General features: G+C 47.4%; 16 protein-coding genes. 11 read left to right on the top strand and 5 right to left on the bottom strand.

Annotation, left to right across the window (positions count from 1 at the left end; genetic code table 11):
- Nucleotides 1–436 precede the first annotated feature (436 nt).
- From AABK39_RS01135 to AABK39_RS01120, 4 genes are all read left to right on the top strand, one after another.
- Nucleotides 437–2,149: an RDD family protein gene (locus AABK39_RS01135; protein ID WP_338393109.1), complete on the top strand. Its 1,713-nt coding sequence runs from the start codon at nucleotides 437–439 to the stop codon at nucleotides 2,147–2,149.
- 876 nt (nucleotides 2,150–3,025) lie between these two features.
- Complete coding sequence (locus AABK39_RS01130) at nucleotides 3,026–5,662, top strand: TonB-dependent receptor (protein WP_338393108.1); 2,637 nt, start codon at nucleotides 3,026–3,028, stop codon at nucleotides 5,660–5,662.
- A gap of 302 nt (nucleotides 5,663–5,964) precedes the next feature.
- Nucleotides 5,965–6,792: an alpha/beta fold hydrolase gene (locus AABK39_RS01125; RefSeq protein ID WP_338393107.1), complete on the top strand. Its 828-nt coding sequence runs from the start codon at nucleotides 5,965–5,967 to the stop codon at nucleotides 6,790–6,792.
- Nucleotides 6,793–7,524: 732 nt separating this feature from the next.
- Entirely contained in the window at nucleotides 7,525–9,837 is a 2,313-nt protein-coding gene (locus AABK39_RS01120) for an MBG domain-containing protein (protein ID WP_338393106.1), read from the top strand.
- A gap of 115 nt (nucleotides 9,838–9,952) precedes the next feature.
- Here AABK39_RS01120 and AABK39_RS01115 read toward each other — a convergent pair whose 3' ends face one another.
- Together AABK39_RS01115 and AABK39_RS01110 are read right to left on the bottom strand one after the other, a co-directional pair.
- Complete coding sequence (locus AABK39_RS01115; RefSeq protein ID WP_338393105.1) at nucleotides 9,953–11,296, bottom strand: hypothetical protein; 1,344 nt, start codon at nucleotides 11,294–11,296, stop codon at nucleotides 9,953–9,955.
- 153 nt (nucleotides 11,297–11,449) lie between these two features.
- Complete coding sequence (locus tag AABK39_RS01110; protein WP_338393104.1) at nucleotides 11,450–11,602, bottom strand: hypothetical protein; 153 nt, start codon at nucleotides 11,600–11,602, stop codon at nucleotides 11,450–11,452.
- Between AABK39_RS01110 and AABK39_RS01105 the strand changes: the two genes are divergently transcribed.
- From AABK39_RS01105 to AABK39_RS01095, 3 genes are all read left to right on the top strand, one after another.
- On the top strand, nucleotides 11,593–12,390 hold the full coding sequence (locus AABK39_RS01105; protein ID WP_338393103.1) for an endonuclease/exonuclease/phosphatase family protein: 798 nt from the start codon (nucleotides 11,593–11,595) through the stop codon (nucleotides 12,388–12,390). The genes AABK39_RS01110 and AABK39_RS01105 overlap by 10 nt on opposite strands.
- A 31-nt stretch (nucleotides 12,391–12,421) precedes the next feature.
- On the top strand, nucleotides 12,422–13,546 hold the full coding sequence (locus tag AABK39_RS01100) for an SGNH/GDSL hydrolase family protein (RefSeq protein ID WP_338393102.1): 1,125 nt from the start codon (nucleotides 12,422–12,424) through the stop codon (nucleotides 13,544–13,546).
- A gap of 361 nt (nucleotides 13,547–13,907) precedes the next feature.
- Complete coding sequence (locus AABK39_RS01095; RefSeq protein WP_338393101.1) at nucleotides 13,908–15,593, top strand: hypothetical protein; 1,686 nt, start codon at nucleotides 13,908–13,910, stop codon at nucleotides 15,591–15,593.
- Nucleotides 15,594–15,726: 133 nt separating this feature from the next.
- Here the strand turns inward: AABK39_RS01095 and AABK39_RS01090 are convergent, their stop codons facing one another.
- Nucleotides 15,727–17,745: a hypothetical protein gene (locus AABK39_RS01090; RefSeq protein ID WP_338393100.1), complete on the bottom strand. Its 2,019-nt coding sequence runs from the start codon at nucleotides 17,743–17,745 to the stop codon at nucleotides 15,727–15,729.
- Between the two features lie 162 nt (nucleotides 17,746–17,907).
- On the opposite strand from AABK39_RS01090, the gene AABK39_RS01085 reads away from it, so the two are divergent.
- From AABK39_RS01085 to AABK39_RS01075, 3 genes are all read left to right on the top strand, one after another.
- Complete coding sequence (locus AABK39_RS01085; protein WP_338393099.1) at nucleotides 17,908–18,498, top strand: Crp/Fnr family transcriptional regulator; 591 nt, start codon at nucleotides 17,908–17,910, stop codon at nucleotides 18,496–18,498.
- Between the two features lie 99 nt (nucleotides 18,499–18,597).
- Nucleotides 18,598–19,278, top strand: coding sequence for a cysteine hydrolase family protein (locus AABK39_RS01080; protein WP_338393098.1), 681 nt, complete (start codon nucleotides 18,598–18,600; stop codon nucleotides 19,276–19,278).
- 182 nt (nucleotides 19,279–19,460) lie between these two features.
- Nucleotides 19,461–19,646, top strand: coding sequence for a hypothetical protein (locus AABK39_RS01075; RefSeq protein ID WP_338393097.1), 186 nt, complete (start codon nucleotides 19,461–19,463; stop codon nucleotides 19,644–19,646).
- 156 nt (nucleotides 19,647–19,802) lie between these two features.
- Here AABK39_RS01075 and AABK39_RS01070 read toward each other — a convergent pair whose 3' ends face one another.
- Both AABK39_RS01070 and AABK39_RS01065 read right to left on the bottom strand, forming a co-directional pair.
- Nucleotides 19,803–23,648: a T9SS type A sorting domain-containing protein gene (locus tag AABK39_RS01070; protein ID WP_338393096.1), complete on the bottom strand. Its 3,846-nt coding sequence runs from the start codon at nucleotides 23,646–23,648 to the stop codon at nucleotides 19,803–19,805.
- Nucleotides 23,649–24,052: 404 nt separating this feature from the next.
- The gene (locus tag AABK39_RS01065; RefSeq protein WP_338393095.1) at nucleotides 24,053–24,832 is read right to left on the bottom strand and encodes an N-acetyltransferase; all 780 of its coding nucleotides are present in this window, start codon (nucleotides 24,830–24,832) and stop codon (nucleotides 24,053–24,055) included.
- A gap of 150 nt (nucleotides 24,833–24,982) precedes the next feature.
- Between AABK39_RS01065 and AABK39_RS01060 the strand changes: the two genes are divergently transcribed.
- On the top strand, nucleotides 24,983–25,456 hold the full coding sequence (locus tag AABK39_RS01060; protein WP_338393094.1) for an RNA polymerase sigma factor: 474 nt from the start codon (nucleotides 24,983–24,985) through the stop codon (nucleotides 25,454–25,456).
- The last annotated feature ends 1 nt before the right edge of the window (nucleotide 25,457 follow it).

The following is a 25,457-nucleotide window of genomic DNA, read 5'->3' as shown; positions in this document are numbered from 1 at the left end:
CGAAACCACTGACACTTTGCGTTTAACAAGCTCCAGTCTTCATTTTTTAGAGATAAAAAACGAAGCAAAAAATCTCTCAAATACGGCTACAAATTTTTCTTCCAACCAAAAGCATGACGGTTATGGAAGAAAAATAAAGGCCTGAAATTAGTTTTTTGGAACGCATTGGAGTCAATAATAGGCCAGACCTTTGAGACGAAAAAACAAGAATAGTTTTTTGTCAAGCGCATATATCAGTCCTCATTTTTAGTGTTTTAACTATTTCATTTTAGCTTAAAAAAAGCCACACTCCAGAACATCCCAAGTTAAATGAAGTGTATTTGTTTTATCATATGAAATTATTCGGTGTTAGTTTATATTAAGGATTGTTGTTTTTAAGTACAGTATCCGGGGATGTGTGACTTTTATTTTTACCTGTCCCCTATAACGAATTCATATGGGCTTATTGGGTAAGTTTTTTGATGTGGCGGAACGGCATATAAAACCGATTTCGATCACCGTAGCGGGATTTTGCGCCGTGTTTTGTTTGGTTCCTTTTCTGCCAAGGAACTTTATTTGGGATTACCGGGAGGGGATTTATCTGCTCAAACTGCTGTCGCCTTACGTAAATCTGGAGGGTTTCGGGATGAAATTTTTCATTTACAAGGACTTCGAGGATGTCTTCGGGCATAATACGCTCGAAATCGCCTTCTGCATACTCGCTGTTCTCGGCGTGGTTTTGTTCTTGAAGACGGACCGAAAAGAGACTCGTCTGTTACGGTTTATGTACTCGATTATTTTCACCGTCAAAGCGTTCGCTCTTTTGGGTTCATTGGTGATCGAAATCAAAACGGGGTTTTCGAACATTTCCCTGCTTACCGTTTTGGTAATTATAGCGTATGCCGTTTGGATCTTGGTCGCTTTTGCGGGATTAAAGGCGATTACCAAAAGCGAATCGCCGGCCAAGGAAGTGGCGCAAAGCGCCAAAGTATCGAGGTGGCAAAGGCTGTTTCACCATATCGTCGACTTCTTTTTGAGTTATCTGTTATTCTCATACCTGATATTCAATATTTGGGGTGACTTTTTCAGAGATGTCGCCTCGTCTTCATTCGGCGAGCCCACCGCCCTGACCTTACTGGCCTTTGCCTGCCGTTTTCTTTACGGAGTGTTTTGCGAGGCTTTCCTCTCGGCTACGCCGGCAATGATTCTGGCCGGCGCCACTATCCAGGATAAAAACGGAAACCGTCCCGACTTTATAACTATTGTGGGCCGTACCATTTTCCGCTTTACTCCCCTAGAGCCTGTCATTTACCTTCTGACCGGTTATCTGCCTCACGACAAATGGACTGAAACCGCAGTGGTGAAAGTTAAAGGCGCCGGCGTTCGTTCACGTAAGTACCTGCTGTTGTTTCCGCTGTTGATCGTGTTTATCGGCGGGCCGGTTTTGTCGTTAAAGGCGTATAACGACTATAAGAGTGAACAGAGATGGGAAAGGGAACAGATGGCCGAAGACAAACTGCTCTGGCACAACTTCGAGAAGCTGGACAAGAACTCGGTGCTTGTCTTTAATCTGGTGAGCGGGTACGACGGCTATAAGTATGTGAAAGTTGAGGGCGTGGACGGTGACAATCTGGAACTTACCCCCATTACCTATGACGGATATTCGGAACCAAGCGGGCGCAAATTGGCTGAAATTTATAACCAAATGGTCGAAGAAGGACTCTATAACCTAATTCCCGCAAGTAAAAAAGCACTCCGGAAGTGCGTTGTGAAATACGGCAAAAACGTTCCGGGACAAAGGGTTTTGATGGATGAGAAAATGTATAGAATCAAGAACATTATCCGGATAAACGAACCGAAAATTGAATTGGCCGGATCGGTAAGCAGGAGTACCTCAGGGGAGGTTAATATCGGCATTGAGAGTACGGGACAGGATTGTACCCTGACGAAAATCGAGTTGTTGGAAGGCAAACTGGACATCAGCACCGAAACGCCTTTGGCCTTGTTGGCCGGAGAGTACAGCTCTTACGGTTTCGATTTGGACCTTAAGAACTATACGCTGGGTTCCGATTTTAAAATCCGCTTGACGGTGGAGACGGACAAAGGCGAGAAGTATAGCTTTTTGTTAATTGGCGAAGACTCTAGGCATACCATAAGTCCTGAGTTTTAAAGCCGGTGAGAACCTATGCTCTCTGACTTAATTATCAGCATTAAAAATATGGTATCCCGAAACCACTGACATTTTGCGCTTAGCAAGCTCCGGTGTTACTTTTTATTCACTCTTGTTTTCTTTCAAAGGAGTTCATGAGAACGCTTCGCTAGTTGAGAGATCAAAAAGTAACCAAAAAATCTCTCAAATACGGCTACAAATTTTTCTTCCATCCAAAAGCATGGCGGTTATGGAAGAAAAATAAAGGCCTGAAATTAGTTTTTTGGAACGCATTGGGGTCGCTCATAAAGTGGACTTTCGCTACGAATAAAACAAGGATAATTTTGTTAAACGCATTGTTGTCCCGCGTCAATTTTTGGCGCGGGACATTATTTTAAATTTACTTTCGTCTCTTTGTCCCCGCTTATTCGACCCTATTATTTTTTGAAGTCATCGTCTGCGCATTTCTTGTATTGGAGTTTTTCCGAAACTGGATGAAGAAAAACACAGGATTTCAATTCACTGAAAAACAATAACTTACAATTATTTTGATTGTGATTTTGGAAATAAAGAAAAACTTTTCAGAACTTTGTCCGTAGAACAGCACTGTAATCTTAATACAGAATTCAGGCACAGCTAAGTAAAACATTGGACAACCAGCGTAACATATCGACTTTTCAGATCAACCAATCATCCTCCGTATCAAAGGTTGCGAAGATGTGTTGTCGTTGCTGTTGTTGTTGCCTCTAATCTCCCCCATTAGTTCCGCCCCTTATCGTTAGGCCGACTCTGGAGAGTTAGCCCGAATGCGTACGGCTTGTATTTGCCGTTTGCGGTTTCGCATTGCGCGAAGGCGGCTCCTATTTCCTATTGAATAACCACATATACTATATAAAAATGATGAGAGCTCTAAAACAAACCTTGCTCTTGGCTATTGCTTTTACCTTTGCTTCCGGAGTTTCGTTCGCACAACAGCGAACCGTAACCGGGCATGTCAGTGATAAATCCGGCGGAGACGCCTTAATCGGGGTTTCGGTCGCTAAATTGGGATCCCCCTCCGGTACGATTACAGACGTAGAAGGAAATTTTAGCCTTACCGTAGAAAACACCGACACCCTCGAATTCCGGTTTGTGGGATACATTCCCCTGAAAGTGACCGTGGCGGGAAACAAGCATATCCAAGTGGCTTTGGAACAAACGGACGTTTCGCTTTCGGAGGTGGTGGTGGTCGGTTCCAGAAGCGCCGACCGTTCGCTGTCCGACACGCCCGTTCCGGTAGACGTGATCCCGATGGCCAAGATCCTGGAACAGTTCCCTCAGCCGGACCTGAACTCAATCCTGACCTATATCGCGCCGTCTTTCCAGTCAAACAGGCAAACGATAGCCGACGGCACGGACCATATCGACCCGGCATCTTTGCGTAATTTGGGCCCTGACCAGGTGTTGGTTTTGGTAAACGGAAAACGCCGCCACAACACGGCGTTGCTGAACCTGAACGGAACTTTCGGGCGCGGTTCGGTAGGTACGGACCTAAACACGATTCCCGTATCGGCCATCGAACGGATAGAGGTGTTGCGCGACGGCGCTTCGGCCCAATACGGCTCCGACGCCATAGCGGGGGTGATTAACATTGTGCTCAAACAACAAACCGAGGGCCTGAACGGCCAAGTGACCGGCGGAATCCACAAGGAAGGCGACGGGGAGTTGGTACAATTCACCTCAAACTACGGCGTGGCTCTTGGCGAATCGGGTTTCCTGAACCTTTCCGTCGATTTGAGCAAACGCGGACACACCAACCGCATGAAGGAATTTACGGGGAAGATCTTCGAGGATGACAACGGAAACGACATCACCGACGAGGAACTGGAACGCCGTGGGCTTGAGCGCTCGGACTTCAATATGCGGGTAGGGAATTCGGAATCGCTAAACGCCGGAATCTTCCTGAACGGAGGCTACCAACTGTCGGAGAAAAACGAACTGTACGCCTTCGGTGGCCTGAACTACCGCAACGGTATCAGTACCGCGTTTTATCGTTTGCCGTACCAAAGCAGGACCGATACGGATATTTACCCGAACGGCTTTTTGCCAGAGATCGTGTCATATATCCAAGACCAATCGCTGACCGTCGGGCTTCGCAGCGAATTGGGCGCTTGGGATCTGGATATTTACAACACTTACGGCAGAAACAGTTTCGACTTTGGGGTGGAAAACACCTCGAACCGCTCTTTGGGCAAAGCTTCTCCCACCAGCTTCGAAGCCGGCGGGTACGCTTTCTCACAAAACATCACGGGACTTGGCCTGACCAGAAAATACGATCTGCTTTCGGGCCTGAACGTAGCCGCAGGGGCGGAGTTCAGGGTTGACCGTTACCAGATTATAGCGGGTGAGGAAGCCTCGTGGAAAAACTACTCGGAAGAAGGCGAAAGCCACCCCGGAGGCTCCCAAGGTTTTACGGGATTCACGCCCGAAAGCGAAACCGACCAAACCCGCAGCAACGTAGCCTTTTACGGCGATGCCGAACTGGACATTACCGACTCTTGGTTGGTCGCCGGCGCCGCCCGGTTTGAGGAATACAGCGACTTCGGCAATACCGTAACATGGAAACTTGCCAGCCGATACAAATTCGGAGACTTCGCCACTTTGCGCGGAGCGTACAATACAGGCTTCCGCGCGCCTTCTTTGCATCAGGTTCACTTCTCGTCGGTATCCACAGTGCGGATCGACGGCGAATTTTACGAAGTGGGAACCTTCCGCAATAACAGCGCGGCCGCCAGGGCGCTGGGCATTCCGGAGCTGAAAGAAGAGACTTCACGGAATATCAGCCTTGGGCTTACGCTAAACCCGGCATCGAATATCCAACTCTCGGCGGACGTATACAGAGTGGACATCGACGACCGAATTATCCTGACCGGCACATTCGGTTCCGACCCGGCCATTAACAGTATTCTGGAAAGCGTTGGAGCCGACCGCGCGCAGTTCTTTACCAATGCCATCGACACCCGTACCCAAGGCGTGGATTTGGTCGTTTCCTCACAGTGGAACGTCGGGTCGGGTATTCTGGACGCCACCCTGAGCGGTAACTGGAACAATACCGAAGTGGTGGGCGATGTCAAAACGTCGGAATTGTTGCAAGGCAAAGAGGACGTTTACTTTGGCCGTCGCGAACGCGGGAGAATTGAGGACGCCAATCCAAAGTCAAAATATAACCTGACGCTGACTTATGGCCTGAAGCGTTGGTCGTTCCTAGTGCGCAATGTTAGGTTTGGCGAGGTAAAAGCCTATCATTCCAGCGACCCTGACCAAGACCAGGGATTCAGCGCCAAAATAGTGACGGACGCATCGGTGACTTATCGTTTGACAGAAGGCCTCCGACTGACTGTGGGAGCGAATAACCTGTTTGACATTTATCCGGACCGTAACCGTGAGGATCGCCAAAGTTCAGGGCGCTTTATCTATCCTAGATCAGTGACCCAGTTCGGATCAAACGGAGCGTTCTTTTTCGGAAGGTTGTCCTTCAACATAAAAAATTCGTAACCAGGCAGTTCGAACAATAAGAATGGCAAGAGTAGAAAGGGCCTCCGACATTATGGTTGGAGGCTCTTTTGTATTGTAAATCCAAACCAGCTCTTTACAGCTATGCCATACTCTCAAAGTCCCAAGGATATTTTTGAGAAAAAACTCCCGCCTGATAACCAACCCGGACAGAGCGAGCCCAGCTCCTACATCTAGTTTGTTTTTTAAACGTACGCAAACACAACACTTTCAAACGCCGAAGAAGTGTTGTATTTAAGATTGGAGTCCAAGAAATTAAGCGGACACTTAAGAATGACCGTAATATGGGAAATTGGGTTTTGGAAAACAGTTTTGACTTTCGGGGCAGGGAAATCCGCTGGGGAGTCAGGGGGCGGGGGAAAGCCCTGGTTATCGTACACGGGACCCCTTGGTCGTCTTTCAGCCTAAGGCACCTGATTTCCGGATTGTCAGACAGGTACCGGGTCTATTATTACGACCTGTTGGGGTATGGACAGTCGGACAAGTCTGACGGCGACGTCTCGTTGGGTATACAGAATGAAGCCCTGACCGCATTGCTTGATTTTTGGGAACTGGATAGACCGGTCGTGATCGGGCATGACTTCGGGGGGGCGACAGTATTCAGGACCCATTTGCTGAACGGAAAGCGATACGAAAAACTGGTGGTTATCGACCCGGTGGCTATTTCTCCGTGGGGTTCGCCTTTTTTCAATCACGTGAACAAGCATGAAGAGGCTTTCTCGGGCATGCCGGATTATATCCACGAGGCGGTTGTTGGGGCTTATATCAAAACCGCCGCCCACGGCAACCTGGACCAGGAGACCATAGAGGGGATTATCGAGCCCTGGACGGGCGAAAAGGGAAAGGCCGCGTTTTACAGACAGATAGCCCAGGCCGACCAAAAGTATACCGATCAGATACAGGGCAGGTACAAGGATATAAAGATCCCGACCCTGATTCTGTGGGGCGAAGACGACGTTTGGATTCCTTTGGAGAAAGGCGAAAAACTAAACGGGCTGATACCGGGCAGTCAGTTGATAACGGTTCCCGAAAGCGGGCACCTCGTTATAGAGGAAAGGCCCCGTGAGCTGATAACGGAGATAGAAAAATTCATAGAGCGACCGGCGCCATAGCGGCCCCACCCCTGACAATACAAGCATGACCGGACGGTTTCCCGAAAAGCAAAAAAGTGGCGGGGTATCCCACCGCTTTTTATATTAAAGTTTCCTCCTTCCGATCGACACCTTCGCCCCCAACCACGTTTGACAAAATCTTGGTTAACCACTCGCAAATAGGTCAAACAGACAAGTCGCCGGATGGACGCAAAAAGGAAACTGACCAGAAACCACACTTATGTAAATTTATACTTTTTTGCATTGGATTGAATTCTCACTTTTTTTCTTCGCCTATTTTTCAACATCTCAAAAACCCCTATTCCAGCCATTAAACTGAATATTAATCATTTAAAAAGCGTAATAAACCTACAACAGGACAATACGCAGACGCCAAATCCAAATGGAAACTCATACACTCACTTAATTCCGCATCACATTTAAGTAATTTTATGTTTTTATGTATTAAATTCGGTTCATGTTTTTTACGAGCTGACTTTTTACTTGCATCGTTTGGCGCTTGCTAGGCCGAAAACAGCCAACCAGAGCGCCGGAAAACGGAGTTGAATTGTAGGGACGAGTTTTAAACTTTATGCGGAAACGCCAACAAGCTAGCCACTATTCCGGACGACCAAACTCCATGACTCCCTAAACACCGAACGCCACCTCAAACAAGCCGAATAATTGCCTTTGAACCATACCCCAATTAAGCGGGAATACGAATAGTTTATTACTAAAAACTAGTTTACAAAAATGAACAAGATGTATCGGTTTTGCTTTTTAGCGTTGCTGTTTCTGCTCTTCCGCGGAACGGCGATAGCCCAAACCACACTTACCAATTGCCATCCGGACGACTTAGCCACCCTGCAAGCCATTTTGGAAATGCAGGAACTCCAGAACGAGGAGGACAGAAGCAAACTCCCTTGGACCATTGACGCGGCGCAAGGCACTTTCCAAACCACCGACGGCACCAACACCGTGGAATGGGATGAAGAGAAATCGCCCCTTCGGATAAAAAAACTGTCGGTAGGGAGCAAAAAGCTCAAAGGAAGCCTGGACCTCCACAAACTCACGGCTTTGACTTCGTTGGTATGCTACGACAACCAACTCACTGACCTGAACCTGAACGGCTGCGCCAGCCTGCTGGACGTAAAATGCATGTACAACCAGCTCACGTCTATAGATTTAGGCGGATGCAAAGCGCTACAGGAACTCTATTGCAACCGTAACCAATTCCCGTCCCTTACCCTGAGCGAAACCTCAGGCTTGTTGATCCTGAACTGCGACGAAAACCGCCAGCTCAAGACCTTGGATTTGAGCGGTTGCAAGGCGCTAAAAGAGCTCACTTGTACGAACACCCAAGTCGAGACTCTGGACTTGAGTAACAACCCGGCGTTATTGATCGCGAAATGCTATCATAACAAGCTCACGAATTTGAATCTCAGCGCAAACGCTGCTTTGGAACAACTTCACTGCTACAGCAACCAGCTCGAATCCTTGGACCTGAGCGACAACCCGGCCCTTGTAGAACTAAGATGCAGTTCCAATAAGCTAACAGAATTGGACCTCAGTGCGAATATCGCGTTGGAACAGCTTTACTGCTACAACAACCAATTCGCCTATTTGGACTTGAGTGAAGTTCCAACCTTGAAACGACTGGAATGCTCAAGCAATCAGCTCACGAAACTGGATCTGAGCCAGAATAAGGCACTGACTCACGTCTATTGTTCCAAAAACCAACTTACGTCTTTGAAGGGATCTCCGCCCCTGAACACCCTTACGTGCACGGAGAACCAGCTTACGGATTTGGATTTGAGCAACTCTCCCAATTTGTCGAAATTGAATTGCTCCAAAAACCAGCTCACGGTACTGGACTTGAGCAAAAACACGAACATGAGAAGGCTCGACTGCACCGACAACCATCTTAGTAGCCTGAACCTGACCACCATGGAGAACCTGTGGGAACCCAAACTCTCCAAGAACCGGCTTTCCTTCGAGTCGTTCCAGACGCCGGGCTATTCAAAATGGGACCGTGAATTCACTCATATATACCCGCAGTTTCAAGTTCGCCTTACGGAAAACCCGTTCCTGACAACAGGGGAGACTATCGACCTGAGTAGCCAAAAGGAAATCTACGGACAGGCGAGCAACTACGAGTGGGTCAACAACAATAATGAGGCAGTTGCGGTAGATACCGAAGCGGAGCCCAACGACGAAGCTCCCGTGCGCCAAATCGAAACGGGCAAGTTCCAGTTCAAGCAGGAGGGCATCTACAAGTGCCGTATCAGTAACAACGCCTTAAGAACTTGGGGCGGTTTCAGGGACCAATTTATAGAGACGGAGCCTTATACCGTCGGGCAGACCACCATCACTTGGAAATTGCCGGCATCCATTACCTATGGCGAGCAATTAACGCTTGAAGCCTCCACCAACTCAAGCAGTAAGATCAACTTCGAGCAAATTATCTCGGAAAACAGCAGCCAGATTGAGGGAACGGTATTGCACGCAAAAGAGGCCGGATTGATCACGATCCGCGCAACGTTGGAATCGGCCGGCGACTACAACGCATTGACAATCGAGAAACAAATACTTGTCAAGCCCAAAGCGTTGACCATCTCTCCCGACAAGCAGATAAAAGAGGTAGGCAAAGACGATCCCGAGCTCACTTACACGCAAGAGGGCTTGATCAACGGCGACAAAATCACCGGAAACCTTGTTCGTGAGGAAGGCGAAGAGACCGGAACTTACAAGATTTTAGTCGGCACCCTAGATGCTGGAAAAAATTACAAGATGGAACTGAAAGAGGTGCTTTTCACAATAGCCAAACTGCTGGATGTGGAAAAGGAACACCGGATTTCTTTCGCTCCTAACCCTGTCCAAGACCAATTGCGCCTGCAAGGCCTGACCGCCGGAAGCAATGTCGAACTTGTAAACCTTAGCGGGACCGTCATCAAAAAGACCGTGGCGGAAAGCGGTAGCCATGTCTTTAACTGTTCCGATTTGACCAAAGGCATGTATCTGCTACGCATTGACGGCAAGTCAATCCAAAAAATCATAAAGCGATAGGTGTTCTTATTATCCTTATCCAAGGGCGATGAAGGTCCCGAAAGCCTGATGCGCACAAACAAAAAAAGTGGCGGAATACCCCGCCACTTTTATATATTACACACAACCTTACGGATTATTTCTTTTTTACGTATTCAAGTTTCAGCTTGAAAGTGGTCGGCACGCTACCTTCTTTGTCATACCTAAACAGCTCCGCCACTTGGGCATAGCCTCCCTCGTTGAAGTCCGAGTATTTGATGTCGGCGTAATCGGTTTTTCCGGTGATGGTGATCCGGCTCGGGGCGTTCTTCATCCCGATTCCTTCCAACTCCGGAAAGAGCGCTACCAGACCATGGCCAAAGAAGTTCTTGTACTCGGTATTGTATTCGATCTTAACCGCCGAATAGAGTCCTTTTTCCTTGACGAGAATCTTTTGCCATTCATTATTCGCATCCTTCTCCCACTTATATTCAGCGGACTGCCAACGCCAAATCTCCACAGGGTTGCCCTTGTCGTCATATTCGGCTTTGAACTGTACGGTCTCCTCGATCTCGTCGTCTTCCTTTGAAGTAGCCTGGATCAGATTCCCGTTGTTATCGTACTCGTAATCAAGATAAGCTCTCAGCTTAAAGCCGTCCCCATCCTTGATATACTCTTTGGAGTTAAACAACTTGCCGTCAGCGTACTCCATAGTTGTGTATGACTGTACTTCGTCACCGGATTTTTCCTCAATCCGCGTAATCTGCTTGTCCTCATTGTAGATCAGCTCCTGAAAGCCGTTTTTCTTTACGTCGCCGACTTTGTAGTCCGTGGCTGTGCCTATGGCATCCAGAACAAACACCCTGAGAAGATCTGATAGCGTGTACTCACGATAATATTCCCTCATCTCATCACCTATCCGCTCTTCATAATACCATCCCAAGAACTCCTTATTTTCAGGCGTAAGAATCCTGACGTCCGAGCTTTTATAGTCATACGCATACATCGTACTTCCTCCCAAGCTTGTGAAAAATGTACGTTCTTCACTGCCTACGACTTTCTTGTAGAATGGACCTTTCGCTATATCAGCTTCCGTGGCCACTCTCGTATTATAGGGCGCATTATAATACGTATAACTGACTTCTGTCTCATCCTCAACGGCGTAAACTATTTGTTCTACGCCCACCTTATTGCCAGAAAAATGCTTTTTGACACTCTGGCTTTTGCGCACTTCTCCATCCACTACTTCAGTGGAAGTAATGCTTACGGCATTGTTTTCCCCGTCATATTCGATCTCCGCTACCGGAGCGTCTCCCACAAAAGCTTTCGAGAACATATATTCGCCACTCAGGTCTTTTGCCTGAAGCTCCTCTTCAGTCACGGGATCATCAGAATCGTCACAAGCGACCAAACCCATACTCAAGCCAACCAATACCGCAAACGCTGTTTTTCTAACGGTTTTTAACCCAGAAAAACCCACAACACACTCACTCTTTTGCATGATAAAATAAATATTAAAAAGATAAATTATACACTATAAACAATATCAAGGACCAAATTTAACAATTATTTATATAAAGTAATGTTTTTATATTTAAATATGATTGATGTCGTTTTTCAACAAGCCTAAAACCTTTCCCTTTTCAACAGCCTCTCATCTGACCAATCCGTAATTTTTGAAGAGATGGCTTAGGCCTTCCAAAGCCTTGTTATTAAGCCCGGAGATAGTGATATTATGCTTATGCCCGTACTCCTGCGGGTTTTTCACTGCGCTACGGCGCCAAATTTCAATATGATATGCGAACATTCACTTTTTTGATTCTTTCAGTAATCCTTTTCTCCCATCACTCTACGCAGGCAAGAAAAAAACCGAAAACCATCAAAGTCTTAAGTTACAATATCCACTACGGCTTGGGTATGGATTCCAAAACCGATCTGGAGCGGATAGCCGGCGTTATCCGCAGGCTGGATCCGGATATTGTCGGTCTGCAGGAAATCGGCGACTCCACCATGGCCGCCAAGCTGGGGGCGCTTACTCATATGAAAGCTGTATTCGGACCGTCCAAAGAGTCCAATTCCGGCTACGGCGACGCCGTGCTTTCCAAGCTTCCTTTCCGGTATGTAGGCAACGAGTCCATCCCCAGCGCCAGCAGTAGCCGTTACCAAGCCATGTGCGTCGATGTGGATTTGTCTCAGATATACGGCCGGGGCGCCACAGTCCGGTTTGTCAACACGCATTTCGATTGGTTACCGAGCATCGGCTCAGAAGTGGCACGCAAAGGTGCGGTGGAAGTAATAGAGATCGCTTTCTTTAAGGACGACGCCAAACGCCCCGCCATCCTTACCGGTGATTTGAACGCTACGCCGGATTCAGCTCCGGTGAAGCTGTTGCGGAAAAAAGGCTGGGTATACGAAAACCTGAACAGGGAAATACCCACTATTCCCTCGGATAAACCAACCGAACAGATCGATTACGTAATGCCCCGTCCTGCCAAGCGCTGGCGCGTAGTAGCAGTAGAAGTAATCCCGGAGCGGGTGGCCTCCGATCATCTGCCCGTCCTGATGACTTTGGAGTTGATTCATAACAAGAGGTAAAGCCACTTTCAAACAACACACTTTAGACCCAATGAGATTTTTCAGCCTAATCCTCACGGCTTTGCTGTATTGCCAAGTCGCATTCGGCCAAGGACCGGAGATAAAATGGTGGAATCCGGCCCAAGCCGATTTTCCCGCTGTGATGGGTCAAGCCTGGCCTTCCGAAGTACAATCGACCTACCACCGTCTACCCGCCCGCGCCGAGAAGGAGGTACGGAAGCCCGTATGGAAATTGTCAAGGGAATCGGCCGGCTTGTCGATCCGTTTCCACACCAACGCCTCCGATATCCGGGTGCGCTACAAGCTCAAAGGCCCCGTGGCCTTGCGCCATATGCCCTCCACGGGCGTCAGCGGGCTGGACCTGTTCGCCAAATCCGCCGACGGAGAGTGGCTCCGGTGTTGGGGTTCCTACTCCATCGGGGCCGATAGCCGTTTCAATTTCGTTATCAATGAAAAATCCCGCAAATATGAAAAGCGGGGGAGGGAATACCGATTGTTTTTACCCTTGTACAACGAGGTGGACAGTTTGGTGATAGGCGTATCCGCCGAAGCAGATTTCAGGCCGATACCCGCCAAGATGGAAAAACCGATAGTGGCTTACGGCACGTCAATTTGCCAAGGGGCCTGCGTATCGCGTCCCGGCATGACTTGGACCAATATCTTGGAACGCCAGCTGGATCGCCCGATGGTCAACTTGGGCTTCTCGGGCAACGGACGCTTGGAGCCCGAGCTGATAGAATTAATCGGCGAGATTGAAGCTTCTTTGTATATCCTGGACTGCCTACCGAACCTAAAACCGAAATCGGACGACACCGAGGCCCTGGCCATAGCGGCCGTAAAGCGCCTAAGGGAGCTCCGGCCCGACACTCCCATAATCCTGACGGAACACATCGGCTATGCTGACGGGGAGACCAACCGCAAGAGCAAAGAGAAGTACATCAGCCTAAACAAGGCTTTGCGCAAGGCATATAAACATTTGAAAAGAAAAGGCTACACCAAGGTTTATCTCCTAAGCAAAACGGAGCTGGGCTTGGGTATAGAATCGTACGTAGACACCATCCACCCCAACGACCACGGCATGCTACAATATGCTGACGCTTACGAAAAACTTATCCGAAAGGCTTTGGTCCAGGAAGGCCAGAGTCCTTCGCTTTAACAAAAAGTATGATGGGGCAGGGTAGAAGGCCTTGTCCCGTTTTTTCTGTTTTAATGTATTGGCGACCTTTCCCTACCCCGTGTAATACTCAGCTTTTACAAGACTCGGAAAAATCTCCTAATAGGTACCGTTACCTTATATTTTTTCTAAACCTCCTACTAAGCTTTTTTCAAACTGGGTTAGAAACAATCCCATACTACATTTAAAAGTACATGCTCCCCACCTAAAAAACCAAGTATCACAAGAAGTGAAGCAATAGATTAATATAGTCTTATTATGAAACATCGCTCTATGTACTTATATTACAAAGTATATATTTTTATAAAAACAATCACACCAGAGGTAATCCAATACAGATCTTATGAAAAGACTTTTTTTATTCCTTTTTGTCAGTCTTATAGGGCTGGCACCTGCCTTCTCTCAATTTGAGGTAGACAAACTGAATGCAACACTAGGTGATGAGATTAATGTCACCAAAGGAAAAATCGTTACGATTGTCGGCGAAACAAATGGGAAAATTTATGCCCTAGCCAACAAGAAGGACAAGTATTTCCTGAACGTTTTTGGTTCAAGTAAGATGAACTTAATCTCTATGAAAGAGATTAAAATGCCTAGTACGGCAAAAAAAGAGCTGAATTTCGAACGGGTGGAGCTATTGGACGACAAGATATACCTTATCGGGAGTCGTTATATCAAGAGCAAAAAGACATATGTACTTAACGCCTTCAGCATCTCCGAAAACGGACAAGTAAAGCAGGGAGCCAAAAGACTGTTCTCCGTTAAAACGGAAAAGCATTCGGAAAAGGGACAGTTCTTCTTCAAACTCTCACCCGATAAGAAGCAAATTGTCGTAATGCACGCAACTATTCACTCGAAGAAAAACCAAGCGCATTACCAAGTCCGCCTCTTCGACAAAAACTTGGTTCGTATAGCCAGTAAAAACGAAAGGGTGAACTTCGCCGACAGAAAAAATGCCGAGCTTAACATTGCCGATTTTGACGTGAATATCCACGGAGACCTCTTCGTTGCCGTAAGCGAAAGCTACTATGACAAAAAGAAGAAAAAGAACTTCGACAACTTTGTTGTATTCGCTTACAAAAAAGCGAAGGAGTACCAAAAGGAGATTATCAAAGTTGACCTCTCAGACAACAAAGTGCTGAACTCGTCAATTATGGCCAATAGCGATAACACCTTAAATCTGTTCGGCTACTATGCGCCTTCGAAAAACAACGGCAAAGCGAAAGTAGGACTAAAAGGGGTATATGCCGCAAGTATTGACCTGAAGGACAACAAAGTAATCAACATCAATTTCAACGACTTCGATTACGCTACAAAAGAACAGATTATCGGCAAACGCAAGGCGGCCAAAGACAAAGCGCTTAAGCCTTTTTACAGTATCAGGAACATTATCGAGAAGGAAGATGGCGGACTGCTCCTGCTTTCGGAATCTGGGATGACTATTTACGGCAAGACCCAAAACGCTTTAGTTGTAGCCGTCACTCCTGTCACCTACATCCGTAACGAGGTGATCGTCACTTCTCTTGACCGGTCGGGAAAAACCGAATGGACTCGGGTCATCCCGAAAAAACAAAAAGCAAGCTCACAAACCCTATCTGTAGGACTCGCCATGGGGGCAGGAGCAAGCAATGGCGGCGTTGCTATGACTGTAGGCGCTTCAATCACAATTCCTTTGGCGCAAATGGGTAAAGGTCCCGAGTATCTCAGCTTCATACCTTTCTATCATAACGGAGAACTGTTGGTACTTTTCAATGATAACGCCAAAAACAGCGGTGTAACCAAAGTAGACGATGCTAAGTTTATGACCCGCTTCAACAACTCGGTTCCAACAGTATTTAAGTTCGACAAAGCCGGCAATGTCAAACGTATTGACACAAATGGAGTAGACAAAAATCGCTTAGTAGTTCGTCCAGGAGTCTATCACCGGAAAAACCCTGGCCACTATATTATCTACGCATCGAGAAAATCGCAAAATAAGCTGGGTCGAATAATCTTGAAAGGGAGCCAAAAAGGCAATGCAACTCTTTAATCTCTGACAAATACGAATTCTTAGAATTCATCAGCTAAATGCCGGACAAGTGCTTGTCCGGCATTTTTTGATATAGAATCATTTTCGTTCTTTTAGTAAAACTCCTTTGTAAAGCGGAAGCCTGTGGTACTCGTTACAACTCAATCGGCTCATCATCGGAAAACTTAAGCGGCGGAGCAGTCTGATAGACATCAAAGCCTAACGCAGCTTGTTCTTTTACGCAGGGCAGATGCTGTTCTTTCAAGAATTCCGTACCCTCATTGCGCGCGCGTTCCACGTCGGCTTTCAGTACCGGAGTCTCTACGGGCTTGGCCGTGTCTATGTTTACTGTCGTCAGGCTACTTTCTTCGTCGCTTTCCAAAGTGCCTGAGGCCTGGTCCAACACTCTTTCCAAGGCCCTGATTACCACTCGCCTCGATTTATATTTGGCTTTGGGCTTCGGTTTGGGGTCGGGCCTATCCACAAATTCTTCCTCGTCTGCCAGTTGCTGAAAATCGGCGTACTCTTCGCCTTCCGATCCTTCTTCGGCCCGCCTGAGGTTGATGTTTACCATATCCTCGTCACGGAAAGGCTCGAACTCCCGGCTCAGATGCGGAGCGCCAAAATCGATATTATATTCCGAAAGCTTGGCTATGGCCAAACGAAGGGCCTTGCTCATGGTCCGCGGGTGTTTTTTCACCACGCTTTCCAGCGCGTCCATTCGGTGGCGGAGGAATACCGGAGGGCCGGCGCCCATTTTTGGTTGGGCCTCTTCATAAAACTGCAACCACTTGAGCGGTAACTCCGAAAGGCCTGTCCCGCCAAAACGCATCATCAGGTCGTTCATCTTTAGCAGGTTTGATTTCGAAAACTCCGCCACGCTATCTCCTTCTTCTCCGAATTCCTTTACGCCTTTGGTATGGTAGCGCTTTAACCTGTCCCAACGATCCGCCACATCGGAGCTTTCGAATGAGGTAAACCATCGTTCGTCGTGCTTCTTAAGCATATCGCCCACACGACCCAAGAACCGCCTGACACTGCTTACCATCGCTGGTTCCATGGTCCAAACATTCATAAAATACGCCGATTGCCCCCAACTGATACCGGGAGCCAGACGTTCGGCCATAAACAGCGTTTCATCCGCAAAATATTCCGGATGCGCTTCGGAAAGTTCTTTCAGCTTCGCCTTTACCGCCCTTAGACCCGACTCCGTAGCCACGGTCAGGCACATATTGTCTATTCGGGTGGCGTGCCCCCTGATTGGCCCTACCCTAAGCTTGCGGATCTGCGGCCGTTCCGCCAGGGCGGGAACGTCTACCATCGCCAAAATATACCGGGTTACGTCCGCAACGTGGGCCGGCATCACGTTCAGGTAGAATTTGTACTGGTAAGGTACCTCGCGGGTTTCCACCGGAGCGCTTCCGGGTTTGGCTCTGGTCATTTCCCTGGTTTTGGGCGGAAGCGCTAAAGTCGATTTCGTATTACCAGAAAAGTCCCAGAACATCTTTTCCAAAGCGTCCGACACCCGTCTGCTTGTCCTTAATTTGGATTTGGGGCAATTCACCGTTTTCTTTCCCCTCTGGGTCGCTTGCAAGCCCGTATCGTCTGGCCGAGATTCGGCTATATTCAGCAATACGTCGTAAAGCCTGCGTTGGTCGCCGTGGGTATATCGGCCTTTCGGGGCGCAGGTAAAGTGATAATGGTAAAGCTGACGCGACAGCGGATCATCTTCCAGATTAACCGTTCTTAGCTTACGCCTCAGTTCCCGTCTCGATACTTGGGTGTGTTCCCTCAAAAACTCTATCATGGATTGGAAGGAATGTGTCTCCTCGTTAAAGCTGAAAAAATCTTCCCGCAAATAAAACCGGCTGTTTACGTTTTCAACATAAGAGGGAAACCATTTTTCCCTCACCAAATCTTCCTCGCCACCCGCCTCTTGGTCTCCGTACAATACATCCACTGGTTTTTCATCGTCAATTACGGCCCGCTGGCCCGCTTTGAGCACTATATCCGGATTTCGACGCATGGCACCGTCATGCTTCACATATCCGTAAACGCTGGTTTTTAGCGTTACGGGATGAAACATCGCCTGCACGGGGCTTACACTACTACAACTCGTCGCCGCCGGCTCTTTTCTCCGCAAACGGTTATCGAGCGAACGTCGCTGAAACATAAAACACAAGCTTATGATGGTGCCGATAACTAAACACCGCAGATGTGGCAAAGTTCCGACTGGAAGGACAAAGGCTTCCCTTAATATTTTAATCGCCTAAAATCCGGCTTAACAGGATTTCGTTATCTTGCCCTCATCCCGAAACCTCAATTCCCAAAGGCAATGCAAACTTCCCTCCCTTATTCGCTTTTATCTTATATCAAGGGTAAAACCACGGTTAGCCCTGAATTGCAAAGACAATTGGAGAAGGCTTTCAGGCCACGGGCATTCAAAGCCGGCGAACAGATTGTCCGTTGCGGTCAATTCAACCAGCACCGGTATTTTGTGCAAAAGGGCCTTGCCAAAGCGTATCTGATCGATCCTGAAGGAGAGGCTCATGTTTTGGGTTTTCATCTGGAAAATACGATGATGTACCAAACGGAAAGCTATTACGGGAAGACACGTTCGGAAGTGATTATCGAAGCCGTGGAAGACATGGAGCTTTGGGCGATATCCAGACAAGACGAAGAGGAGCTTCTGAGTCACCCCGATTATCTGCGGTTCGCCTACCGACAACAGACGGACGAATTAGTCGAATACCGTACAGTATGCCGAAAAGCTCTATACCAAGACGGCCAGGGACGTTACGCTATGTTGATGGACACTTTTCCGGAAATTTTGCGTCGGGTACGGCTCAAGGATATCGCCTCTTTTGTGGGTGTGACACCGGAAAGGCTCAGCAGAATCCGGGCACAATTCGACAATGTTACTTGACTTGAGGTCAAGGCACGGAACCTTCCGCATGGTTAGATTCGCTTTCGGAAACGGACAAACCTTTTACCGAAGCAAGACATGAAAACCAAACGGAAAACGATGCTTTACCTAACACTTTCGCTTATTCCCGTTATGTATCTGATCATTCGGGTATACGCATTAAAAACCGGACAGGAAAGAATTTCCACCGGCCACCCCATTCAGACCGAAAAGCGTAAGAACACCGCTCTTTTGGTCATGGACGTGCAACGGGATTTGTTCAATGAAGACGGAAAAGCCTTCCTCGGATTACCCAACGCCGACGAATTTATACGCAAAACCAACACCATCATCAAACAGGCCAACCGAAACGGATGGCTTGTCATATATATCCAAAACGAGTACCGAGACGATATTCTACTTCGTATGCTGACCAACGGCGCCATGCGTCCAGACTCAGACGGCATAGCTTTGGACGACCGCCTTCTGGTCATAGACCAAGGACTGCGCATCAATAAAAATAAATGCGATGCCTTCAGCAATCCCGTTCTGGAAAACGCCTTGGACCAAGCGAATATCGGCAAGCTTTTTATCCTTGGCGCAGACGCCCGCTATTGTGTCCGGGCCACGGCCCTCGCAGGCCTAAACCGCCTCTATGAAGTCTCTCTGCTCGATGATTTGGTTGCCACCAAACCGGCTAAAGCCTTAACCGAAACCCTTAACGCTTTACGTACCAAAGGGATTGGGTTAGTTTCCAGCTCGGCATTGTTATCGAAAAAAAACAGGAGCGATAAGAATTAGTTTTTCCAGAAATACGGTTACCGAAAAACACGAAATCCAAAAAACAAAGCCCAAAAACCACTCGTACTCCAGGCGATATCCACGCTTCAAAACATGTCGATTTCCCCGTTCTGGGCATTACATAGGGATAAAATGGGTGCCGGCAGACCGAAGGAGAGACAGCGCCCACAACTCTTGGAAGTATGGAAGGCCTTACCGACGTGGTATTAGGCATGAAACACATTTGGGGATATTGCTACACGCAACTGACCGATGTGGAGCAAGAACAAAATGGCCTTTACAACTATGACCGCAGTCCGAAATTCAAGGATGCGAAAAGGCTTAGAAAGATATTCTCAAAAGAGCCCGGACATACTTCGGTTCAATAACAAAATCGGGTTCGCAAAACCTTGAATTTCGGATCCAAAAAGTAGCCCCGCCATAAAACGGCGGGGCTTTGTCATACCATAGATATCCACTCGACGGTATGAACGGAGTGTCCTACAGACTTTTTCCGCAGGTATTTATTGTTGTTTCAAATCGGATTAACGTTTGTTGAATCGACCCACGACTTCCGGTGTCTGCCCCGCAAGCACTACAGTGTATGTTCCCGACGGCAAATCCGAAAGATCCATCACCAACTCGGAATCTGAAATTTTGTGAGAGACATTATAAACTTCCGTGCCTAACAGGTTGAAAATCCTTACCACCGTTTCTCCACGAATACTCCCCACTCTTATACGTAAAGTCTCCTCCACAGGATTAGGATAAAGGACCAAATCGTTCTCACCAAAATTGACATCCATCACCGAATTCACCCTAACGACAAAAGTAGTCTCTGCCGCATCGTACAAGCCAGAGGCCTTGACATAAGCCTTAACCGTAGCCAATCCCGCCTTCTTGGGAGTGAGAACAGGACCGTCAAGCTCCACCACTTCGGAGCCTTGGAGCAATTCGTATTCCACCTTGGCCGGAGACTCCGAACGGCCTTGGAGCGCAAAAGCCGTATCGTCTTCGTTTATGTTTAAATCTTCCAGTCCTGTTATCGTGATAGGCACGCGTTCCCCATCAGCGACAATCCGGAAACTGCCGGCTTTTTCCTCAGCCATATAACGGTCCGTAGCCTCCACATAGGCCCGTATTTTCACCGTTCCCGCTTGCTTTATGGTCACCAGAGAGCCGTTTATCGACACAAACTCGTTTCCAGCGATAATCTCATACATCACTTTTGCGTCTGAATTTGAATAAGCCCCCAAAGTGAATGTTCCTTGAGAAAGCGGGAAGGAATTGTTCTCAAAATTACTAATCACGGCGGGTAGTAACTCAGGCTTGGCCCTGACTGTCACAGTAATTGTTTTTTCTGCCGAAAGAAATGATTCCGATTCGGCGACAAACGCTTTTATTGTGGCCGTTCCCGCTTTCAGGGCTTCAATTTTATTCGCTGATAACGAAACGTATTCGGCTCCGGAAACAAGTTCATACGTTATTCTGGCGTCTGAATCCGAGTAGGCTCCCAGAGTAAAGTGATCACCTACCAAGAGCGAGAAATCTTCCCAGTCGGCGATTACGGCGGTTTGTTTGGCTCCTTCCGCCAAAATCTTAACGGTTATGGTAGATGAGGTTCCGCTATATTTTTCTGTCGCCGACACGGTGGCTTTTAGTGTGATTGTCCCTTCTTTTACCGCTTTTAGCGTATTGCCTTCCAAAGTGGCGAATTCGGCTCCCGTCAGGAGTTGGTATGTTATAGCACCATCGGAATTCGTTTCGGCTCCCAAGCTTAAAGACTGACCCGCCGAAAGGCTGAAATCCGACCAGGTGAATATTCTCGCCTCAAGTTTTTCGGTTCCTCCTGTTGAGAAATCGGATACTAACACGAATTCTTTTTTTACCGAAAATTCACCATCAGAGCCTACCAAACTGATCACGAAAGTCTGTTTATCCGCTTTCTTTGCCAATAACAGACGGTCGCCCTCCACACGGAAGTAGGAAGCGTCGTGTTTGTCTTCGAGTTTGAACGTTCCGCTGTCACCGTCGGGGTCTTTCAGGATTAGCTTGGCCAAAACGGTTTCGGCCTTATCGGTTGTTTTGATCTGGAAATTATCGAGCCCCAAGGTTTCGGGTGCTTCGTTTACGTTTGTCAGCGACACGCTCAGCGATTGCTCAAGGGTCTCGGGTCCAGTGGCCTTGATTCGCACGCTTAACACCTGTTCCGACTCATAGTCAGAGGCTTTCGTCAAGCGCAATTCATCTCCCTGTATCTCAAACCTGTCATTATGTTGAGAGCCTTCTCCGCCTACCAATTTGTAAGAAAATACACCGTCACGGTTTACGTTTAGGGTTCCCACTTTTCCGGTTTTATTTTCCTTGATCAGCGAATTGTCAAGCTCTACTCTGCTTCCTTCCGGAGCCGGTTTCTCAATCACTTTGAGTGTAAGGTTGAAATCCCGTTTGGCTCCATGCGGGTCTTTTACGTTGACCGTTATCGTCTTATCTCCCAAATCTGTCGCATTGAACTTCCGCTTGCTCAGAATCTGGTTTTTGTTCATCAAGACAAAATCCTCGGAATCCGCCAACGTATATTTGAAATCGATGTCTCCCGCATCTTCATCGGTAGCCACCAACACTCCTACAAAAGTTCCTTTGGGTTTCCCCACTTCGATTGTGGTTTTTGTGATTATCAGCTCCTTGGCCGGGTCATTAACATCCGTAGCCGTGATTTTGTAGTCTCTCGAAAGCCTTAAAAGGCCATCGGAACTTACCGCTTCCAGCCTTACGAAATAGAATTCCTGTTCCTCATGGTTCAACCCCACTTTGGTATACAGCCCGCTGTCCTTAATCTCAAAAAACGAATTATCCTTATAATCCGGCAAACGTAAAGTATACGCACCCTCGGCTACGCCCGTCAGTTTTATAGAGTCTATTCGGCCAACCTTATTTTCCTCTATATAAGTGCTTTTCAGAAAGAAATTGGCGGGAGGTTTTACGCTTCCGGATTGCCCTCGAGTAATAACAATCTCTTTCTGAAATCGCCCGCCGTATATGTCATAGGCTTCAACCTGAATACGGTATTCCTGAATAAAATAATGATTGAACAGCTCTTCCGAGGCTACCAACGTTTTGCCATCCGTAATCCTGAAGCTGGAACACTGGCCGTCCAAGTCGCCCACCAAACGATAATACAACTGGTCACCGTCCGGGTCTTCGCCCGAAAAATCACCGATTACCGCCCAACGGAATGTATTAGACGGCATATTTGTGTTTGACAAAGCAAAGTCTGTCGGAGCCCGGTTGCCGTCTTTCTTCAGAAATACCAGCCGGTCCCGGCTTTTGATAGTCAACTCCGGCAAATGCGGATTCGTAACCAGACACCGGTAAAGCCCAGCCTGTTCGCTATCCACGGTAAAGCTGTACTCCTTACCACCCGAAAGCGGGACTTCTTTGCCGTTTAGCTCCCATTTATATCGGTTGCTTCCATCCGGCAAGCTGAAATTAAGCGTCACCGCCTCACCAGCGCTTACTGTCTGTTCCGTTTCTTCGCCCAAAGGTTTCTGCGGATCATAGATAAATCTAAAATTTTCACTTCTTGGATAATCTCCACTATTGGGACATTTTCCATTCACAAGCCCCTTTAGTTTCCGTAAAGCCCTGAAATTAAAATAATTGTTATCAACCCGAAAAGTGTCTACCGAAGACGCGATATATTCCAATCCTCTGTAATCTTTCCAAGAATCAGGAACCTGCTCTAGCCGGTTATTATTGAGTTTCAATCTCCTAAAACCATTGACGTACAGGCCTCCGTGCGGGGTTTTGGGTGGGTTAAACTCCACTAATTCGTTGTGATCAAGTAGAAGGGATTGCGAAAAATTGCCTGAGGACCCGCCCCAATGCGCTTTGGCATTAAACTTACGGATACGGTTATGACTAAACCGAAACTCAGTCGAAAAATTAAATCGGCCTAATTCCATCGTAGTCCCGAACCTGTCATTCGCAAAAGTCCAGATCGGGTCGTCGGAAATCTCTCCTACCAAGTTATTTCCTCTCAGATCCACTATTTTAAGCGTCTGCGAACGCCTTTCATTCCTCGGCATATCCTTTCCAAACCGATCCTTGTAGATTTTTTGTTCGGAAGGTGCTTGCCCTTGGTAATGGGGCCCATGAGCGTCTTTTTCCCTAACCAGTTTCGGATACTGCTCACGCTGTAGCAACTCATCAAAATCTTTGTATTTCCAATTCTCTCCACTTAACTCTGACTTCAGGTGTTCAAACCAGTCTGCCTTTATTCGGTAATACAAAGGATAATCATGTCCCTGTGTTCTAGGCTGTTTTACTTGCCCAAAAACCTGAACGGAGACAGACAAGCACAACAAAAGCAGGTAAAAAAATTTCTTCATGCCTTTTCATTTTTCTACGACAATATTCAGACTCCAAAAACAATCTTTTGCTACTTCATTTTTACAATGCAATAGCTCATCTTTTTGGAATGCCATATCACAAATGAAATAATATTATTTCGTTACAATTTCGGAAAGAGTCATGATCAAGTGTGGCTTTGTTAATTTCGAGTGCGCATTGAGACCTAAACAAGGGATATTCGGTACCCCAATAAATCACTATGAAAACTCCATGTTAACACTACCGAAAAGAACACTGAAAAAAAGAGGACTCCATACGCCCATCTCTCCTCACACCCAAAGTCCAAAGTAAAGCATAAAACAGCCTTTTTAAGGCTAAAAAAATCTGAAACATGGACATTTATACCTCAGCAAAAGGTGTGAAAACAGCATGATGGGCGATCTTAACGCCCCACCAAACTCTTCTCCAAAATACGGTCAAAACGGCTATCCATACAGACGCTCACATCGGTGGTCACAAACTTCCCGTCCAAAAACAGGCTGAAGATTGTCGCCGGACTGGAGCATTGGCGGGCTTGCTCAGCGGTTTCTAGTTTGATGATCTTTAACGGAAGATTGCGGTTTTGGGCCGTTTCTTCCAACGATTTCCGGACATGATATTCTGTAAAAGGGCATCGGTTTGAGTAATAGGCTACAAGCCCGTTCGCTTCGGGACAACCGCCCTGTTTCACCGATTCCGAAAAAGTGGGGGAGGGGTTATTCGTGTCTAGCTTTTTAGCCAAAAGCAGAAAACCGTCAGGCGTTTCGTCACTGATTTCGAAGCCTTGTCTCAGAAACCATTTTCCGTCGCCCATAAAGTGGTATTTCTTTTTGCCAACCACCGTTACCACCCCGTGTTTTCCCTGATTCCGGGCGTCGTCCATTACGCTGGCCAAAAGTTTTTTTCCGTAGCCTTGTTTCTTGTACCTGCCGGAAACCCAAAAGCAATTGATTAGCAGATAACCGGGCGCCTCCACAGGCACCCAAGCGTTTTCAGCAGGGCCGAATTCCGTGAACACCTTCGCCCGGGCATCAATTCTGCGGAAGGTGTAGCCGTTCGCGAATTCCTTTTCCAGCCAATCCTTTTTCGCCTCATAACCCTCCACGCATTTTTTGTCGGATATGGCGCAACAGATATGTTCGTCACGGAGATTCTGCGAATTCAGGTCGATTAGTTTTTCCATATCGGGCTTCGTTTATCTGGCACTTTACGAACAACTGACTTTTCCGGCAGAAAAGCCAAAGTATCTGTAATATTTATAACTTTTCGACAACATATAAGGAAACGGAAGCCGAACGGGAGGGAAGGAAACGAAGCACTTAAACAGAACAGGATGAGCCTCCAAGAAGAAACGTTCCTAAAGGAAATCCATAAACACCAAGCCCTGATCCAAAGGATCTGCCACATCTACCGCGACAACGCCGAGGACAGGGAAGACCTGTTTCAGGAAATGATTTATCAGCTTTGGAAATCCTATCCAAAATTCGAATCCAGATCAAAAATCAGCTCTTGGATGTACCGCATATGCCTCAATACGGCGATAGTGACTTTCCGAAAACCCAGACTTATCACCACCGAAATCGGAAGCGTGCCCGAGCCCGCAACAGAAACGCATGACGACAGCGACCGGGAAGCGCTCTACTCCGCCATCCGCAAACTCAACGATTCGGAAAAAGCGATCATCACACTCTATCTGGATGATGTCGACAATACCGAAATGGCCTCGATTATCGGTATCAGCAAAAACAACCTCAGCGTCCGGCTGAACAGAATCAAGAATAAAATCAGAACCCTAGTAAACGCATAAT

The organism is Fulvitalea axinellae (assembly GCF_036492835.1).
In the GTDB taxonomy this organism is placed as follows: Bacteria; Bacteroidota; Bacteroidia; order Cytophagales; family Cyclobacteriaceae; genus Fulvitalea; species Fulvitalea axinellae.
Note: the sequence above shows the minus strand (reverse complement) of the source record. Positions and strands in the feature narration are given on the sequence as shown.

Bases quoted from the DNA above. Each gene is read 5' to 3' on its own strand.
- AABK39_RS01105 (WP_338393103.1), top strand. From the start codon at position 11,593: ATGCGAACATTCACTTTTTTGATTCTTTCAGTAATCCTTTTCTCCCAT.
- AABK39_RS01135 (WP_338393109.1), top strand. From the start codon at position 437: ATGGGCTTATTGGGTAAGTTTTTTGATGTGGCGGAACGGCATATAAAA.
- AABK39_RS01115 (WP_338393105.1), bottom strand. From the start codon at position 11,296: ATGCAAAAGAGTGAGTGTGTTGTGGGTTTTTCTGGGTTAAAAACCGTT.
- AABK39_RS01060 (WP_338393094.1), top strand. From the start codon at position 24,983: ATGAGCCTCCAAGAAGAAACGTTCCTAAAGGAAATCCATAAACACCAA.
- AABK39_RS01085 (WP_338393099.1), top strand. From the start codon at position 17,908: ATGCAAACTTCCCTCCCTTATTCGCTTTTATCTTATATCAAGGGTAAA.
- AABK39_RS01130 (WP_338393108.1), top strand. From the start codon at position 3,026: ATGATGAGAGCTCTAAAACAAACCTTGCTCTTGGCTATTGCTTTTACC.
- AABK39_RS01075 (WP_338393097.1), top strand. From the start codon at position 19,461: ATGGAAGGCCTTACCGACGTGGTATTAGGCATGAAACACATTTGGGGA.
- AABK39_RS01120 (WP_338393106.1), top strand. From the start codon at position 7,525: ATGAACAAGATGTATCGGTTTTGCTTTTTAGCGTTGCTGTTTCTGCTC.
- AABK39_RS01070 (WP_338393096.1), bottom strand. From the start codon at position 23,648: ATGAAGAAATTTTTTTACCTGCTTTTGTTGTGCTTGTCTGTCTCCGTT.
- AABK39_RS01090 (WP_338393100.1), bottom strand. From the start codon at position 17,745: ATGTTTCAGCGACGTTCGCTCGATAACCGTTTGCGGAGAAAAGAGCCG.
- AABK39_RS01110 (WP_338393104.1), bottom strand. From the start codon at position 11,602: ATGTTCGCATATCATATTGAAATTTGGCGCCGTAGCGCAGTGAAAAAC.
- AABK39_RS01080 (WP_338393098.1), top strand. From the start codon at position 18,598: ATGCTTTACCTAACACTTTCGCTTATTCCCGTTATGTATCTGATCATT.
- AABK39_RS01095 (WP_338393101.1), top strand. From the start codon at position 13,908: ATGAAAAGACTTTTTTTATTCCTTTTTGTCAGTCTTATAGGGCTGGCA.
- AABK39_RS01065 (WP_338393095.1), bottom strand. From the start codon at position 24,832: ATGGAAAAACTAATCGACCTGAATTCGCAGAATCTCCGTGACGAACAT.
- AABK39_RS01125 (WP_338393107.1), top strand. From the start codon at position 5,965: ATGGGAAATTGGGTTTTGGAAAACAGTTTTGACTTTCGGGGCAGGGAA.
- AABK39_RS01100 (WP_338393102.1), top strand. From the start codon at position 12,422: ATGAGATTTTTCAGCCTAATCCTCACGGCTTTGCTGTATTGCCAAGTC.